Origin of the sequence: Mesorhizobium sp. M1004, assembly GCF_040318795.1 — a bacterium.
Classification (GTDB): domain Bacteria; phylum Pseudomonadota; class Alphaproteobacteria; order Rhizobiales; family Rhizobiaceae; genus Mesorhizobium.
This window is the reverse complement of record NZ_JAMYNB010000001.1, coordinates 759713-775618: the sequence shown is the minus strand read 5'-3', so window position 1 is coordinate 775618 and position 15906 is coordinate 759713. Positions and strand designations below refer to the sequence as shown.

The following is a 15906-nucleotide window of genomic DNA, read 5'->3' as shown; positions in this document are numbered from 1 at the left end:
GCGAACTGCTCTATCTCTTGTTTTGACGCAATTCCGGGCGGAAAGCCGCCTCACACTTTTCCTGGAATTGCTCAAGACGGCGACAAACCGGTGGCTTGCGCTATCTTACCGGCCATCATGACAAGTGTCGAAGACGCCAGGAAATTTTACGCGCAGCTGATGGCGGCCAATGCCGGCTCGGCCGATCCGCGCCTCGAAGAGGCGTTCGCCACCGTTCCGCGCGAGGCTTTTCTCGGTCCCGGACCCTGGGCGGTAGTCGCCGGCAGGGCGCTCACCGCCGGCAACGGCAAGATCATGACGCCGAGCGCCGATCCTGTTCACATCTATCAGGACGTGCTGGTGGCGCTCGATGCCGACAAGGGCATCAACAATGGCGAACCCTCCCTGCACGCCATGTGGATCGGCAGGATCGCCCCCAGACCGGACGAGGCCGTCACCCATATCGGCGCCGGCACCGGCTACTACACCGCCTTGCTGGCCCGGCTGGTTGCGCCCGGCCCGGTGACCGCCTTCGAACTGGAGGCCGATCTTGCTGCCAGAGCGACAAAGAATCTCGAGACCTACGGCAATGTAAGCGTCATCCACGGCGATGCCGTCACCGGCGATCTGCCGCCGTCCGACATCATCTATGTCAATGCCGGTGTCGTCGCACCGCCGGCTGCCTGGCTGCGGGCGCTGAAAGCGGGCGGCCGCATGATCTTTCCCTGGCGCCCGTCCCAGGGCGTCGGCCTGGCCGTAGTGGTGACCCGCACCAAACAAGGCTTTGCCTGCGACCCCTTCATGCGCTCGTGGTTCATCCCCTGCGTCGGCGCCTCGGCGGCCGGTTCGGCGGCCAAAATCCCCGACCTCCAGAAGGCGGCGCGCAGCCGTTCGATCTGGCTGACATCAGACAGGGCGCCGGACCGGACCGCCACCGCCATCATCGGCGACCTCTGGTTTTCGTCGCAGGCGCTTGGCGGCGGGCGACGGCGGTAGGTACCCTTGTCGGCCGGCAGCGTTTTTTTGCCAACGCCTGTCGGGCGGCCGCCGGCCTGTCCGTCCTTAGATCGAAATCCGGCCCTGACGGCGCGGATCCTGGAAAAGGAAAATCCAATGCGAAAGATCATCGCTTCCACCTTCGTCAGCCTCGACGGCGTCATGCAGGCGCCAGGCGGCCCGGAAGAAGACCCGGTTGGCGGCTTCGAATTCGGCGGCTGGACTTTCCACTACTTCGACGAGGTGGCGGGGGTGGCCATGGAGGAATTGTTCTCCAAACCCTTCGCCCTGCTGCTCGGCCGCAGAACCTACGACATCTTCGCCGCTTACTGGCCGTACCAGAAAGATGCCATCGGAGATGCCTTCAACCCTGCGACTAAATATGTGGCGACGCATCGGCCGGATTCGCTCACCTGGGAAAATACGCAATGGCTTGGAGAAGATATCGTCGCGGCGTTGCGCCGCCTCAAGAAGGAAGATGGGCCTGACCTGCTCATCCAGGGTTCGAGCGAGCTGATCCAGACTTTGCTCGCCAACGGGCTGATCGACGAGATCCGGTTGATGATCTTCCCGCTGCTGCTGGGCAAGGGCAAGCGGCTGTTCGATGGTGGTGCGATGCCCGCCGCTTTCAAGCTGGTCAAGTCGCAGGCCACTACCACAGGCGTCATCATGGCGACCTACGAACGCGGGGGTGAGGTCAAGGTCGGGTCGTTCGCTACGCAGAAGCCGTCAGAGGCCGAGCTCGAGCGGCGTAAGAACTGGAAGTAACAGGGACAGGCTTGGCACCTTTCCTCTCCCCCGATCGACGGGGGAGAGGAAATGCAAGTTCTGTCAAGCCGCCACAGCCCGCCGTGCCAACCCACCCCGGATATACCGCGCGAACTCCTGCGCTGCCGGCGCCGTGCCGTACTTCGGCAAATGCAGATTGATGGAAAAATTCGGCAGCGGCGGCAGCCCGGCATCAAAAGCCAGGATGTCAAGATCGGCAGGCACGGTGGAGGCCAGCCAGGCGGTGACGGCAAGGTCGGAGCGCACTGTCGCGGTCGTCGCGTCGATGTTGCCGTTCTCGAACACGGTGCGCCATTCCAGCCCGTGCTCGTTCAGCGCCGACAGCACCACCGGTCGGAAGGCGCAGGTGTCGGCGACGATCGACACCGGCAGCGGCCGCTTGGCACGGGCGACGCCGCCCTTGGCCCCCACCCAGACCAGCCGGTCAATGACCAGGCATTCGCCGGCCGACGGGCCAACCCGTTCCTCGATGACGGCAAGATCGATAGTGCCGGCCGCAAGGGCCGCGGCAAGATCCGGCGAGGCGGCGCAGAGTAGGGATATCTCAACCTGCGGATAGGTCTCGGCATAGGCTTTCAGCACCGGCGCCAGCAAGGTGCCGACAAGGTCATAGGGAACACCGAGCCGCACCTGGCCGGCGACCTCGGTGCCCGCCATCTCGGCCCAGATCTCGTCATTGAGGCCAAGCAACCGTTTGCCCTTGCCGAACAGCCGCTCGCCGGGCCGCGTCAGCCGCAAGCCACGCCGGTCGCGCTCGAACAGGCTGCAGCCCAGCGCCTCCTCCAGCCTTTTGATCTGCTGGCTGACGGCGCCTTGCGTCAGATGCAGCGCGTTCGCCGCCGCCGTCATGCTGGCCTTGTCGGCGACAGTGACGAAGGTGCGGATCAGCGCTGTGTCGAGGTTACGGATCATGGTTGGCATTATACCTACTAATGCCAACCATCGCAAACATTGCATTTACTGAAGTATGCAGAAGTCTACCGTAGGGCCTTCGATGGAGGACGCCTCATGTTGCAGCCCATCTTTCCGCTCATCCTGTTTGCCTTCGTGGCCACCGTCACGCCGGGAATCGCCACCACCCTGTCGACTGCTTCAGGTGCGCAGTTCGGCTTTCGCCGTTCCGTTCCCCTATTGATCGGCAGCGCTGCCGGCCTCGCCACCGTGACCGCTGCTGCCGCCGCCGGGCTCGCCGGTCTGCTGCTGGCCATGCCGTCGCTGCAACTGGCGATGAAAATCATCGGCTCGCTCTATCTCATCTGGCTGGCAATCAAGATCGGCCGCGCCGGGCCGCCTGATCTCGATGTGGCGATGGCAAAACCCAACAGCTTCTTCGGCGGCGCCGGCATTCAATGGATGAACCCGAAGGGCTGGGCGATGGGACTGGGTGCGGCGGCCTCGTTCGCAGCCCTTGCCGACGGTCCGGGACAACTCGCGCTGCTGCTCGGCTCGACCTTCGGCTTCACCGCAGCCATCTCGCTGTCGATCTGGTGCGTGGCGGGCATGGTGCTGGCACGGCTGCTCAAGACCGAATGGCAATGGCGCGCGCTCAACATCGTGCTGGCGCTGGTGCTGGCTGCGTCGATCATACCGATGTGGCGGGGAGCGTAAACGCAGAGGTCGGCGCCAGTACCGCACCCGGACCTGCGGTCCGACCTCCCCACAAAGGGGAGGTAGGGGAGCGCGCACTTTATCCTCCCCCTTGTGGGGAGGGCCGCGAACGAAGTGAGCGGGGTGGGGGTCCTGGTTCGCGAAGCGAACCAGCTACTCTCAAGCCGCGTAACGCGCCGCCGGCTTGTCGGCGTGCAGGCTGCCGTAGAAGACTTGCCTTGCGCCGAGGAAGGTGTCGAGCTTGGCTGTGTCGGCAAGTGCCGGCACGGTGACGGCTTCGCCCCTGGATAGGCCCACAAGCGCGGCATCGACCATATCGTCGGCGGACATGATGATCTCCTTCGGCAGATTGTGGATATCGCCACCGGCGAGCTCCCAGAAATCGGTGCGGGTCGCGCCCGGCAGCACCGCCTGCACCTTCACATTGGTGCCGGCGACTTCGCGGTGCAGGGCCTCGGTGAAGTTGACGACATAGGCCTTGGTACCGCTGTAGATGCCGCCGAACGAGGTATCATAGGCGAGCACAGAGGCGATGTTGACGATGGCGCCGCGGTTGCGCGCAAGAAGCCCCGGCAGAACGGCGCGGGTCAGGCGGGTCAAGGCGATGACGTTGACCTTGATCATGCGCTCGGCCTCGTCGGCGTCGGCCGTTGCCACCACGGCCTGGCCGCCAATGCCGGCATTGTTGACCAGCAGCGTGACGCTATCGTCGGCTGCGATCGCCTGCTCGACGCGGCGCACATCATTGTCGTCGGCGAGGTCGGCTGATATCACGCTGACCTTGCGCTTGTAGGCATAACGCAGCTTTTCAGCCAGTTCCTGCAGCCGGTCGGCGCGCCGCGCCACCAGCACCAGATCGTAGCCTTGCCCGGCCAGCCGGTCGGCATAGACAGCACCTATGCCGGCCGATGCACCAGTGACGACTGCGGTACCCTTGTTGTCCTGTCCACTCATTGTCCTGTTCCTTTTTCTGCCCGGCGAGACAGGTCGATGACCCTCGTCCCGCCCTGACTTCCAATTAGTGGTATATGCCACCATCCTGGAAGTAGGTATATGCCACTATCTTGTCAACGGAGGCGGCAGAAACTATTTCTGCGACAGGCCGGCAGCGGTTTTGCCGGCAAGGAGTCGTGATGAGCAAGACCGTGCTGCCGGGATTCAGCCTTTGCAACAACGCCACGCTGCGGCGCGCCGCGCGCAAGCTCGGCCGCTTCTATGACGATGTAATCTCGCCTTCGGGTCTGAAGGGCACGCAGTACGGCCTGCTCTACCAGATCCATGTCAGCAATGAGCCGGCGATGGGCACGATAGCCGAAGCGATGGTCATGGATCTCTCGGCGCTCGGCCACACGCTGAAGCCGCTGATCCGCGACGGCTATGTCGACACCTTCGCTGACAAGGACGATCGCCGCGTCAAGCGGGTGCGGCTGACCGACCAAGGCCTGGCCAAGCTCGAGGAGACGACGAAATTGTGGACCATTGCCCAGCAGCGCTTCGAGGCCCTGGTCGGCCCGCAACGAGCGGCAGATCTGCGCGCTATGCTGGATGAAGTCGCGGCGCTGGACTACGACGTGCCCGCGGCCGCCCCTTCAAGCTGAAAGAGCGGCCGCCGGTCCTTTGCAAAGATCTATTCGGCCGGCATGGCGACCGGCCGGGCCGCCCAGCGGCCGGCCAGCACCGCGCCAAGCCCGATCAGCGGGAAGATGGCGGCGACCAAGCCGAGATCGGCCGGCACGCCGTAGCGCAGCACGGCGCCGCCGACCACAGCACCCAGCGCCACGCCGAGATAGAGCGCCGAAGCGTTGAGCGACAGCACGATCGGGGCGGCGTCGGGCGCCAGCTTGATGATGCGGCTGGCCTGCGCCGGCGGAAATGCCCAGCCGACCATGCCCCACGGCACCATCATGGCCATCAATGCCGGCCCGGCGAGATGCTGCGGCAGGAAGGTCGGGATGACCGAGAGCATCACCAGCATGACGGCGCTCAGCGCCAGCGACCAGCCGACGGTGCGCGTCGCACCAAAACGGTCGGCCGCCTGGCCTCCGGCTATGTTGCCGATGACGGCGCCGACACCGAAGGCGAGCAGCATGCCGGGCAGCGCAATCGGGCTGAGGCCGCCGCTCTGGATGGCCAGCGGCGCGATATAGGAAAACACCGAGAAGGCGCCGATCAGGGCAAGAGCGGTGGTCAGCAGGATCGGCATGACGCCGGGGCGCAGCGCCGCAGCCAGGCGCCGCCTGAGCGGCAGCTTGGTGCCGACAATTCCGCGCGGCGGCCGGTACCACAGGATGGCGCCGACCAGCGCGCCGAGCCCGGCAATGGCAAAGAAGGTCCCGCGCCAGCCGGCTATCGTGGCAACCAGCGCGCCGAGCGGTGCACCCAGCGCAACCGCCACCGTGGTTCCGCCGACGACGACTGCAATGGCCCGCGCCCGGTGGTGGTCATCGACCAGCGCCACCGCCGTGCCTTGAGCGGTAGCGGCAAACAGGCCTGACGACAGCGCCATGATGATGCGGGCAATGAGCAGCAGCTCGAAGGACGAGCTCAGCGCCGCCACCACATTGCCGATGACGAAGAACGCCAGCGTCCACAAGATGACGCGGCGCCGGTCCCATTCGCCGGTCAGCGTTGCCAGGATCGGCGTGCCGATGGCGTAAGCCAGCGCGAAGGCGGTGATCAGCGTGCCGGCGAGCGGAATGGAAATGCGGGCGTCGGTGGCGATGTCAGGCAGCAGGCTGGAGATGACGAAGCCTTCGGTCGAGATCGTGAACGATCCGAGCGCAAGCCAAAAGAGGCGCTTGTCCATAGGGCGTGTCCTTAGTTCAAAAGTTATTGAACAATTGGACATAACAGGGCGTGATGTCAATGAAGCCAGGTGAAAATAGCTGAAGCCTGCTGACAGCCCTGTGTCAGGACAGCCATTGGGCCAATCGCGAAGCGGACTGTGCATGCCCGCGAAACATGGACGCGTTGAAATCGCCACCGACTGTGCTTAGTTTCGGGCCATGACTTTGCCGCACCCCAATACAGACCAGATCAGCCTGCCGGTTGTGCTCGGCGTGCTTGGCGACCCGACCCGGCTCGCCATCGTGCGCTATCTCGCCAGCAAGGAAGGCGTGCCGCTGAACTGCAGCCGGTTCCTCGACCTCGGCTCCAAGACCAATCTCAGCTATCACCTGGCCAAACTGCGCGAGGCCGGCGTCACCCGCGCCGAAGTGGCTGGCACCAACCGGATGATCACGCTGCGCCGCGCCGACCTCGACGCCCGCTTCCCCGGCCTGCTCGACAGCGTGATTGCGGCGGCCGGAGATGATCCGGCTCTGCCCATCGTCGGTGGCCACGACATCGAAATGCCGGCCTAACCGGTTTAGAAGTCAAGGTCCTAGCGCTGCCAAAAACCGATATGCGGGGCGAGGAGTTCCTCGTCCATCTCGGGGAAAGGGCCGTGGACCTCGACCGGCTTCTGCCCGGAGCCGAGGACTGTGCGCGACGAGAGGTTCATCGTCGGGTTCTCTGCGTGATTGCCGGTCAGCGCGAGAAGCTTGGTTTCCTCGAAGCCGTAGACCAGCCGGCCGATATTCGCCCAGTACAGCGTTCCCGTGCACATCGCACAGGGCTCGCCGGTTGTGACCAGCGTGCAGGACCAGAGGAAATCCGGCGGATAGGTGTCGGCGGCACGCCGGGAGAGCTCGGTTTCGGCGTGGCGCACGGTGTTGATGTTGCCTTGCCGCATCAGGATGCGATCGTCGGGGCCGACGAGCACGCAGCCGAAAGGATGGTGCCCGTGCGCGGCAGTCTCGCGCGCGACGTCATTGGCGGCGCGAAGGTGGGCAACCATCTGGTCGCGGGTCATCGCCTGTCCTCCCCCGGATGAACTCTGGAGCGGCGTGGACGCTAGCAGATGGAGTGCTTCCGCGATAGGCGGGGCTCCCGGCTGTCTCGAACGATCTCAAGGGCTTGATAATGAAGGCAGGGGCTTGATAACGAAGACCGGCCGCAAGCCTCAACGGGCTGCACCAAGGAGCCCGCCGCATGCGCATTGCCGTTCTCGCCGACATCCATGGCAATGTGCTGGCGCTGGATGCCGTGCTCGCCGATCTGGCGCGGCGCGGCGGCGCCGATCTCACCGTCAACCTTGGCGACTGTGTCTCCGGCCCGCTCTGGCCGCGCGAGACGTTCGAGCGGCTCGAAGCGCTCGACCTGCCGACGGTGCGCGGCAACCATGACCGCCGGGTCGCGGTCGATCCGGCCGACGATGTGATGTGGGCTTCAGACCGCTATGCGCAGGAACGGCTGACATCAGCGCAGCGCGAAGCCCTGCTCGCCCTGCCCTTCACGCTGGAGATTGTTCCCGGCGTGGTCGCTTTCCATGCGCGGCCCGACCATGACGAGAAATACCTGCTCGACGCGATCGTCGATGGCCAACTGGTGCGCGCGCCGCTTGCCGCTATTCAGCGGCGGTTGCAGGCGCTGGACCCGGCCTGCCGCATCGTGCTGTGCGGCCACAGCCACCGCGCGGAACTGGTCCGTATCCCCGGCGGCCCCTTGCTCTTCAATCCCGGCAGCGTCGGCGCCCCCGCCTATGAAGATGACACGCCCCCGGCGCATGTTTCGGAGCAAGGCAGCCCGCATGCGCGCTACGGCATCCTCACCTTGGATGGCGATGGTCCAGACCGTTTCGAGACCATCGCCGTCGACTACGACCACGAAGCGGCGGCGAGACAGGCCGCACAGGCGGGCCGACCGGAATGGGCGCATGCGCTGAGGACCGGCTTCATGCCCAAACCCTCTTGGCAAGGCTCCGCTTGACCGCACGGCTGCGCCCTGCTTCCGCCTCGCGGCACCAAACATCGGACGCATTTTCAGACTTACATGGCCGCGTATCGTCCCTTATAAAACCGCCTTGGCATACGGCAGGACTGCTGCCGCAAGGGTAATCGGCGCACGGCCAAATGATGAGGCGCACAATCCGAACCATTTTGCATCGACTGACTGGCGCTCCGCTCCTGCGGGCAGCCCGGTTGTTGGCGGGTCCGTTGGTGGTGGGCCCGTTGTTGGTGAGCTTGCCGGCCAATGCCGAGGACGCGCCTGCCGACATCGTTTCCATAGTGACCGAGCTCGGCCCAGGCGATCTCCTCAACATCCGCGCCACGCCGTCGCCGGTCGGCAGAACCCAGGCGCGCCTGCCGATCGGCTCGAGCGTCAGGAATTTCGGCTGCAGCGAAGTGGACGGCCACCGCTGGTGCAAGGTCGAGGAGATCGACAATCCACTGGTCAAAGGCTGGGCGCCCGCGCGCTATCTTATCCCCGACAATCCGACCGTGGTCGAAGTTGACGCCGCGCCGCCCCAGGCGACCGCCAGCGCTGAAGCCGGCGGCCCGACGCTCGCGCCCGACATGCCGACGCAGCCGGCCGACGTGGCCGCAGCGCCCCGGACGACTGCACCCGCCGCCTCTGCCGCTCCGGCTGCACCCACTCAGGCTCCACCCACCCCGGCTGCACCCGCGCCGGCTCCACTCGACCTGACGGAGCGCCTTGGCAGCACGGATCCGGGCGCGCCGAAGTCCGCCGCCGAGATCGGCAGGACCGCCATGCAGGATGCTTACGGCCTCGCCTTCGCAGCCAATGAAAGCCCGAGGACGGGCGAGATCCCCGCCACGGAGGCTCCGGCGACGGAGGCCACGGGGACGCCGGTACAGGATTCCGCCGCGTCTGCGGGAGCAGCGCCGGATACGGCGTCCGCGCCGGGGGTACCATCCCCGACGCCACGGCCAGACCAGGCCAAAGCTGCGACCGCTACGCAAACCGTTGCACGGCTGGAACCCCCGCCCGCCCTCGGCGCCACCGCCGAGATCCCCTGCGCCCGCTATGTCGGACAACCGATGACCCGCTGCGCCGTCAACATCGTCCACAATGGCGCCGACAAGGCAGACATCACCGTGACCTGGCCCGACGGCGGCACCCGCGTCATCTCCTTCTCTGCCGGCATGCCGGCCAACTCGGATTTGGGCAAGGACTTCCGCTTCACAAGGGAAGGCAGCCTCAACATGATCCGCGTCGGGGTATCAGAGCGGTTTGAGATTACGGATCAGCTCGCGCTGGGGGATTAGGTGTCAGGCAGTAGGGAATGGGCAATAGGCGCCTTAACCTCGCTCCTGCCTAATCCCCACTGCCTGATCCCTACTGCCTAATCCCTACTGCCTAGCCTCATTTTCGGGGTTACATCTCCCAAAACTCTTCCCTATAAGGCCCTCCTAGCCTGATACCAGAATCGCAAGCACAACCGGCCGGGTCTTCCCGTCCCGGTTTTTCGTGCAAGCCGCTCGCCGAACGGAACTCACAACGATGCCAAGACGCACCGACATCAAGTCGATCCTGATCATCGGGGCCGGCCCCATCGTCATCGGCCAGGCCTGTGAGTTCGATTATTCCGGCACACAGGCCTGCAAGGCGCTGAAGGAAGAGGGCTTTCGCGTCATCCTGGTCAATTCCAACCCGGCCACCATAATGACCGACCCGGAACTGGCCGACGCCACCTATATCGAGCCGATCACGCCTGAAGTCGTCGCCAAGATCATCGCCAAGGAGCGGCCCGACGCGCTGCTGCCGACCATGGGCGGCCAGACCGCGCTCAATACTGCTCTGTCGCTGCGCCGCATGGGCGTGCTCGAACGCTACAATGTCGAGATGATCGGCGCCGACGCCACGGCGATCGACAAGGCCGAGGACCGGGCGCTGTTTCGCGAGGCGATGAAGAAGATCGGCCTGGAAACGCCGAAGTCGATGCTTGCCAATGCCACCGATGTCAAGAACGCCGACCGCAAGACGCACGAGGCCGAGCGCGCCGCCGTAAAGGCCGAGGCGCCTGCCGACCTCGATGCCGCGCTCGACGCGCTGGAAACCCGCTGGAACCTCGGCGAAGGCGACCGCAAGCAGCGCTACATCAGCCATGGCATGGCGATTGCCGCCCAGGCGCTCGACCATGTCGGCCTGCCCGCCATCATCCGCCCGTCCTTCACCATGGGCGGCACCGGCGGCGGCATCGCCTACAACCGCGCCGAATTCTACGACATTGTCCAGTCCGGCCTCGACGCCTCGCCGACCACCGAAGTGCTGATCGAGGAAAGCGTGCTCGGCTGGAAGGAATATGAGATGGAGGTCGTCCGCGACAAGGCGGACAATTGCATCATCGTCTGCTCGATCGAGAATATCGACCCGATGGGCGTACACACCGGTGACTCGATCACCGTCGCGCCCGCGCTGACCTTGACCGACAAGGAATACCAGATGATGCGCAACGCCTCGATCGCGGTGCTGCGCGAGATCGGCGTCGAGACCGGCGGCTCCAACGTGCAGTTCGCCGTCAACCCGGCCGATGGCCGCCTCGTCGTCATCGAGATGAACCCGCGCGTCTCGCGCAGTTCCGCCTTGGCTTCGAAGGCGACCGGCTTCCCCATCGCCAAGATCGCGGCAAAACTCGCCGTCGGCTACACGCTGGACGAGCTGGAGAACGACATCACCGGCGGCGCCACGCCCGCCTCCTTCGAGCCGAGCATCGATTACGTCGTCACCAAAATCCCGCGCTTTGCCTTCGAGAAATTCCCCGGCGCCGAGCCGGTGCTGACCACCGCCATGAAGTCTGTCGGTGAAGTCATGGCCATCGGCCGCACCTTCCAGGAGTCCCTGCAGAAGGCTTTGCGTGGATTGGAAACCGGCCTCACCGGCCTAGACGAGATCGAGATCCCCGGCCTCGGCCACGGTGCCGTGGCTGCCAACCACGCCGACGACCGCAACGCCATCCGCGCCGCGCTCGGCACGCCGACGCCCGACCGGCTGCGCATGGTGGCGCAGGCGATCCGCATGGGCACCTCGCTGGAAGACGTGCACGCCATGTGCAAGATCGACCCGTGGTTCCTCGAACAGATCGCCGGCATCGTTTCCATGGAAGCCCGCATCCGCGAGCACGGCATTCCGCAAGACGCCGTCAATCTGCGCATGCTGAAGGCGATGGGCTTCTCCGATGCCCGCCTCGCCTCGCTGACGAAGACCGACGCCGAAGTGATTGCGAAGATTCGTGAAAAGCTCGACGTTCATCCGGTTTATAAGCGCATCGACACTTGCGCGGCCGAGTTCGCCTCGCCCACCGCCTACATGTACTCGACCTACGAAGTGCCCTTCGCCGGCGCGCTGGCCAATGAAGCGCAAGTGTCAGCGCGGAAAAAAGTCGTCATCCTTGGCGGCGGTCCGAACCGCATCGGCCAGGGCATCGAGTTCGACTATTGCTGCTGCCATGCCGCCTTCGCGCTGCGCGACGCCGGCTATGAAGCGATCATGATCAACTGCAACCCCGAGACCGTCTCGACCGACTACGACACCTCCGACCGGCTCTACTTCGAACCGCTGACGGCGGAGGACGTGCTGGAGATCCTGCGCGCCGAACAGGCCTCGGGCGAACTGGTCGGCGTTATCGTCCAGTTCGGCGGCCAGACGCCGCTGAAGTTGGCCGATGCGCTGGAGAAGGCCGGCATCCCGATCCTCGGTACGTCGCCCGACATGATCGATCTCGCCGAAGACCGCGACCGCTTCCAGAAGCTGCTTCATAAGCTCAACCTCAGCCAGCCGAAGAACGGCATCGCCTATTCGGTCGAGCAGGCGCGCCTAGTCGCCGGCGAGCTCGGCTTCCCGCTGGTGGTGCGCCCCTCCTATGTGCTCGGCGGCCGCGCCATGCAGATCATCCATGACGAAGGCATGCTGCAGAGCTACCTGCTCGACACCGTGCCCGGCCTGGTGCCGGAGGACATCAAGCAGAAATACCCCAACGACAAGACAGGCCAGATCAACACGCTGCTGGGCAAGAACCCGCTTCTGTTCGACACCTATCTCTCCGGCGCCATCGAGGTCGATGTCGACTGCCTCTGCGACGGCAAGTCGACATTCGTCTCAGGCATTCTGGAGCACATCGAGGAGGCCGGCATCCACTCCGGCGATAGCGCCTGCTCGCTCCCTGTTCACTCGCTGCCTTCCGAGCTGGTCGACGAGCTGGAGCGCCAGACGGCGGCGCTTGCCCGCGCGCTCAACGTCGGCGGCCTGATGAACGTGCAGTATGCGATCAAGGACGGCACGGTCTATGTGCTGGAAGTCAACCCGCGCGCGTCACGCACCGTGCCCTTCGTCGCCAAGACCATCGGGCGTCCGATCGCGAAAATCGCCGCCCGCATCATGGCCGGCGAGAAACTGGAAGACGCCTTCGCCCATTACGGCGCCATGCCCGATCCGCGCAATCCCGGCCACATCGCGGTCAAGGAAGCCGTCTTCCCCTTCGCCCGCTTCCCCGGCGTCGACATCCTGCTCGGCCCGGAAATGCGCTCGACCGGCGAGGTCATGGGCCTCGACCGCGACTTTGCGCTCGCCTTCGCCAAGAGCCAGTTAGGGGCCGGCGTCGATCTCCCCCGCTCCGGCACGCTGTTCGTCTCGGTGCGCGACGAGGACAAGGCCGGCATCCTGCCGGCGGTCAAGCGCCTCGCCGGCCAGGGCTTCAAGGTGCTGGCGACATCCGGCACCGCCCGCTTCCTCGCCGAAAACGGCGTCGACGCCCAGAAGATCAACAAGGTGCTGGAAGGCCGCCCCCACATCGAAGACGCCATCCGCAACCGCCAGGTTCAGATCGTCTTCAACACGACCGATGGCCAGAAGGCGGTGTCGGACTCGAAGTCGCTGCGCAGGGCGACGCTGATGCAGAAAGTGCCGTATTACACCACGCTGTCGGGGGCGGCGGCGGTGGCCGAGGCGATTGCGGCGCTGAAGGCGGGGAGCCTCGAGGTCAGGCCGTTGCAGGAGTATTTTGCCTAGGACGATTGGCCAATCTATGTAGTCGGCCCTAAAACATAATCGCTCTATGAATGGGATGGCTACCATCGTAGTGGCGAACAAAGGCGCTTCTCAGTGACATCGAAAAGTGATGTCCGTCGTTCTTCAAGGACCGAAATATCTCGCTTTTTCTGAGCTCCTCTCTATCATTGCTCTCCAGCTTCTTGCGAATTTCGGTCTTAGCCATCCTTTCCAAGAATTTGTCGTAATATATGAGAGGCTCGAACGCGTCCTCGCCCAATACGCTCAACACTCTCTCAATGGGAGTCAGGCGCACTAGTCGTTCGCAGATTTCCCTCTTTTCCAATGCACTTCTTTGAGCGGTTTCAGCACAAATCAAAAGACCGGAAAAATATATAAGTTTTCGCGAAAAGACCAGCTTGATATTTCTAATCCCCCATGGCTTCCCATCTTCCTCCGTCTTAAATTCGAAATCGACGCAAACCGTTCTGTAGTACCTAATTATGTCGTTCAGAAGAAAAAGGCCCAGCTGATGGTCAGTTATTTGATCAGAAATATACCGACTAAGCATAGAGCTTATCAATCCCCGATAAGCAACCATGTCTCCGACACCAGTTGATTCAAGTACTAGAAGCATCCGCCTAGTGATGCTCTCATTGCTATCGCCGGCGCCCCCAATGTTCAGGAGCATTTCCTCATGCTGAACTATACTGTCTTTGCCGAATATCCCCGAAGAGCCAGGAAGCTTTAACCCAACTGCATCATGCGCATCCTTCCAAAGCTTTTGGATTGAGGTGTCCAGAGCCTTCCCCCTAACTATAAAGGCATCAAAGTCAGACCCATTTACGAGCTCCTTTCGAGCCAGCGAGCCATTTACCACTAGGAAAGTGCCCGAATTTGCGCAAGAAGCGCTCAACTTATCTAACTTTTTTAGCGTATTTTCTGAAGCAAAATGAGCGTTCTTTATGTTGATAAAACGCCCGTCAAGTTCATCTATTTTCACAGCTTCCCCCTTCTTATATATCTACGGTATAGATCGGAAATTGAACCCAGCACAATCGACTTGTCCACGTCGAAATTCGACTCTCTAAGCTCCAACTTGTTACCTGTTTGCCCATAGTACAAATTCGGGTCGAGACCTATTTCGTCCGCCAATTCCCGATCACTCTTTAGGAAGTCGCGGTACTCAATATTGCTCTTCTTAGACACAACTAGGTTGATGTACGCATTCTCGAATCTGGCATAAGCGCCATGCCTTAAGAATTCATCATAGAAAGCGGCCTTTACCTCCCAAAATTTATCAAGATTCTCGACTGAGCTCTCACTCAGCGTTCTTTCATAAAAGAGTTCAGAAAGTGAATTTACGGCCTCAAGAACATCGAAAGGCGGCAAAAGTCGGAATGAAACCATAAAACGGAATATGCCGTCGAGGGTATCAACATTTATGGGATTGTGAAAAATCCAGCCTAGCTTATTGTCAGATCCGACGCTTATCGCCAGAACCCTCTCCCCTTTTAAATTAAACTTCGAAAGTGCAGAAGACACCCCCATTTCAGGATCAGAAAGCAACAACTCCAAGATAACTCTATGATTGATGCTGGGATTTATCTTCTTGAAGGCGCGCTCGGTACTATGAGAGAATGGGCTATGGCCTAGATCATGACATATAGAGGATGCTATTACATAAAGCCTATCTTCTGCAGAAAAGTTTATGCTGTCTATCAACCTCTGCGACAGTAATAGAACACCAATAGTGTGGTCGGACCGTGTAAAATTCCATGTGCTTTCCCTAGATTTGTGAAAATTGTAATAATCGATAGCACCAAGAAAAGAGACCTCTTGCAAACGCCTAAACGCTTCCGATCTGACAAGGGCCTTTATGAGCTCTTTTTCAGAATCGTCGACGCGAGGTGGCTTACCTGACATGGAATTCATGGCTCTTCATCTACTAAGGGAGGCTACGCAGATCATTAAATTATTACCTTCTCGAGCGTATGTAAGGCAACTTATATCACGTGCCGCGCTGAGGCCTGCCGCTCGACCAAATCTGGCACTTTCTATGGTAGTGGGTGAAGGCCTTACTAGACAGTCTGTTGCGGTGTGGAGGGATGTTGAGTGCCCAATCCGTGAGTTGGGAGGAGCCCACCACCCCGCCAATTGCAGCGGAACTTTCTTCTCCCCTTGTTGAGAGAGAAAGAAGAGCCCTCACCCCACCGCCACACACTCGATCTCGATATCGAACTCCATGGGCCATGACGCCACCGGCACGAAACTCCGCGCCGGCGGGTTGACGCTGAAATACCTAGCATAGACCCGGTTGATGGCGTTGTAGAAGCCGGAATTGACGGCGTAGATGCGCACCATCACCACGTTGTCGAGCGAGGTTCCCGCCGCTTCCAGACAGTGTTTCAGCGCCTTCAGCGACGCCTCGGTCTGGGTTTCGATGTCGCCGCGCACCATCTCGCCGGTCACCATGTCCACCGGCGGCGTCGCCGAGATGAACACGAAGCCATTGGCCCTTACTGCCGTCGAGCAAGGCAGCCCGAGCGCCCGCACCTTGGCCGACATGACGGGCACTTCGATGACTTCTTTTTTCACTGTGATCTTCCCCTTGTTTGCCAAGCTGGCGCCAAGGCCCCCTCACCCAGCCTCCGCTTCGCTCGGCTGACCTCTCCCCGAGGGGAGAGGAGCCGGTCAGCGCCAGCG

At 62.4% G+C, this 15906-nt stretch carries 15 protein-coding genes; 8 read left to right on the top strand and 7 right to left on the bottom strand.

All coding sequences use genetic code 11. The annotated features are described in order from the left end of the window. The first annotated feature begins 117 nt into the window (after positions 1–117). Together NKH54_RS03790 and NKH54_RS03785 are read left to right on the top strand one after the other, a co-directional pair. Positions 118–975: a protein-L-isoaspartate O-methyltransferase family protein gene (locus NKH54_RS03790; protein ID WP_353027723.1), complete on the top strand. Its 858-nt coding sequence runs from the start codon at positions 118–120 to the stop codon at positions 973–975. A gap of 117 nt (positions 976–1092) precedes the next feature. Next, on the top strand, positions 1093–1743 hold the full coding sequence (locus NKH54_RS03785) for a dihydrofolate reductase family protein (RefSeq protein WP_023727458.1): 651 nt from the start codon (positions 1093–1095) through the stop codon (positions 1741–1743). A gap of 63 nt (positions 1744–1806) precedes the next feature. Here the strand turns inward: NKH54_RS03785 and NKH54_RS03780 are convergent, their stop codons facing one another. Further along, positions 1807–2685 carry a LysR family transcriptional regulator gene (locus tag NKH54_RS03780; RefSeq protein ID WP_502907452.1) on the bottom strand — a complete coding sequence of 293 codons (879 nt, stop codon included), beginning with the start codon at positions 2683–2685 and terminating at the stop codon, positions 1807–1809. Between the two features lie 87 nt (positions 2686–2772). Between NKH54_RS03780 and NKH54_RS03775 the strand changes: the two genes are divergently transcribed. Then, on the top strand, positions 2773–3372 hold the full coding sequence (locus tag NKH54_RS03775; RefSeq protein ID WP_023683785.1) for a LysE family translocator: 600 nt from the start codon (positions 2773–2775) through the stop codon (positions 3370–3372). A 159-nt stretch (positions 3373–3531) separates the two neighbouring features. Here NKH54_RS03775 and NKH54_RS03770 read toward each other — a convergent pair whose 3' ends face one another. Continuing rightward, positions 3532–4326 carry an SDR family NAD(P)-dependent oxidoreductase gene (locus NKH54_RS03770; RefSeq protein WP_023683784.1) on the bottom strand — a complete coding sequence of 265 codons (795 nt, stop codon included), beginning with the start codon at positions 4324–4326 and terminating at the stop codon, positions 3532–3534. Positions 4327–4505: 179 nt separating this feature from the next. Here NKH54_RS03770 and NKH54_RS03765 point away from each other — a divergent pair, with 179 nt between their 5' ends. Next, entirely contained in the window at positions 4506–4970 is a 465-nt protein-coding gene (locus NKH54_RS03765; RefSeq protein WP_023691525.1) for a MarR family winged helix-turn-helix transcriptional regulator, read from the top strand. A 29-nt stretch (positions 4971–4999) separates the two neighbouring features. Here NKH54_RS03765 and NKH54_RS03760 read toward each other — a convergent pair whose 3' ends face one another. Then, positions 5000–6178 (bottom strand): MFS transporter, encoded by a 1179-nt coding sequence (locus NKH54_RS03760; protein WP_353027722.1) that lies wholly within the window; start codon positions 6176–6178, stop codon positions 5000–5002. Between the two features lie 199 nt (positions 6179–6377). Between NKH54_RS03760 and NKH54_RS03755 the strand changes: the two genes are divergently transcribed. Further along, positions 6378–6734, top strand: coding sequence for an ArsR/SmtB family transcription factor (locus NKH54_RS03755; RefSeq protein WP_023683780.1), 357 nt, complete (start codon positions 6378–6380; stop codon positions 6732–6734). 20 nt (positions 6735–6754) lie between these two features. On the opposite strand, the gene NKH54_RS03750 is transcribed toward NKH54_RS03755, so the two are convergent. Continuing rightward, positions 6755–7225 carry a nucleoside deaminase gene (locus NKH54_RS03750; protein WP_023672423.1) on the bottom strand — a complete coding sequence of 157 codons (471 nt, stop codon included), beginning with the start codon at positions 7223–7225 and terminating at the stop codon, positions 6755–6757. Positions 7226–7404: 179 nt separating this feature from the next. On the opposite strand from NKH54_RS03750, the gene NKH54_RS03745 reads away from it, so the two are divergent. The 3 genes from NKH54_RS03745 to carB all read left to right on the top strand — a co-directional run bounded on the left by NKH54_RS03745 (position 7405) and on the right by carB (position 13221). Beyond that, a complete protein-coding gene (locus NKH54_RS03745) occupies positions 7405–8181 on the top strand; it encodes a metallophosphoesterase family protein (protein WP_353027721.1) in 777 nt (258 codons plus the stop codon). 248 nt (positions 8182–8429) lie between these two features. After that, a complete protein-coding gene (locus NKH54_RS03740; protein ID WP_352626131.1) occupies positions 8430–9482 on the top strand; it encodes an SH3 domain-containing protein in 1053 nt (350 codons plus the stop codon). Between the two features lie 235 nt (positions 9483–9717). Then, positions 9718–13221 (top strand): carbamoyl-phosphate synthase large subunit, encoded by a 3504-nt coding sequence (carB, locus tag NKH54_RS03735; RefSeq protein WP_023823448.1) that lies wholly within the window; start codon positions 9718–9720, stop codon positions 13219–13221. 28 nt (positions 13222–13249) lie between these two features. Here the strand turns inward: carB and NKH54_RS03730 are convergent, their stop codons facing one another. From NKH54_RS03730 to NKH54_RS03720, 3 genes are all read right to left on the bottom strand, one after another. Next, positions 13250–14203 (bottom strand): hypothetical protein, encoded by a 954-nt coding sequence (locus tag NKH54_RS03730; protein WP_352909452.1) that lies wholly within the window; start codon positions 14201–14203, stop codon positions 13250–13252. Next, positions 14200–15135 (bottom strand): HD domain-containing protein, encoded by a 936-nt coding sequence (locus tag NKH54_RS03725; RefSeq protein WP_081726818.1) that lies wholly within the window; start codon positions 15133–15135, stop codon positions 14200–14202. The genes NKH54_RS03730 and NKH54_RS03725 overlap by 4 nt, the downstream gene beginning before the upstream one ends. Positions 15136–15405: 270 nt before the next feature. Then, positions 15406–15798: a Rid family hydrolase gene (locus NKH54_RS03720; protein ID WP_023672419.1), complete on the bottom strand. Its 393-nt coding sequence runs from the start codon at positions 15796–15798 to the stop codon at positions 15406–15408. Positions 15799–15906: the final 108 nt, after the last annotated feature.

Excerpts from the sequence above, each read along its gene's own strand:
- NKH54_RS03780 (WP_502907452.1), bottom strand. The coding sequence starts at position 2,685 with ATGCCAACCATGATCCGTAACCTCGACACAGCGCTGATCCGCACCTTC.
- NKH54_RS03750 (WP_023672423.1), bottom strand. The coding sequence starts at position 7,225 with ATGACCCGCGACCAGATGGTTGCCCACCTTCGCGCCGCCAATGACGTC.
- NKH54_RS03775 (WP_023683785.1), top strand. The coding sequence starts at position 2,773 with ATGTTGCAGCCCATCTTTCCGCTCATCCTGTTTGCCTTCGTGGCCACC.
- NKH54_RS03785 (WP_023727458.1), top strand. The coding sequence starts at position 1,093 with ATGCGAAAGATCATCGCTTCCACCTTCGTCAGCCTCGACGGCGTCATG.
- carB (WP_023823448.1), top strand. The coding sequence starts at position 9,718 with ATGCCAAGACGCACCGACATCAAGTCGATCCTGATCATCGGGGCCGGC.
- NKH54_RS03770 (WP_023683784.1), bottom strand. The coding sequence starts at position 4,326 with ATGAGTGGACAGGACAACAAGGGTACCGCAGTCGTCACTGGTGCATCG.
- NKH54_RS03760 (WP_353027722.1), bottom strand. The coding sequence starts at position 6,178 with ATGGACAAGCGCCTCTTTTGGCTTGCGCTCGGATCGTTCACGATCTCG.
- NKH54_RS03790 (WP_353027723.1), top strand. The coding sequence starts at position 118 with ATGACAAGTGTCGAAGACGCCAGGAAATTTTACGCGCAGCTGATGGCG.
- NKH54_RS03725 (WP_081726818.1), bottom strand. The coding sequence starts at position 15,135 with ATGAATTCCATGTCAGGTAAGCCACCTCGCGTCGACGATTCTGAAAAA.
- NKH54_RS03765 (WP_023691525.1), top strand. The coding sequence starts at position 4,506 with ATGAGCAAGACCGTGCTGCCGGGATTCAGCCTTTGCAACAACGCCACG.
- NKH54_RS03745 (WP_353027721.1), top strand. The coding sequence starts at position 7,405 with ATGCGCATTGCCGTTCTCGCCGACATCCATGGCAATGTGCTGGCGCTG.
- NKH54_RS03755 (WP_023683780.1), top strand. The coding sequence starts at position 6,378 with ATGACTTTGCCGCACCCCAATACAGACCAGATCAGCCTGCCGGTTGTG.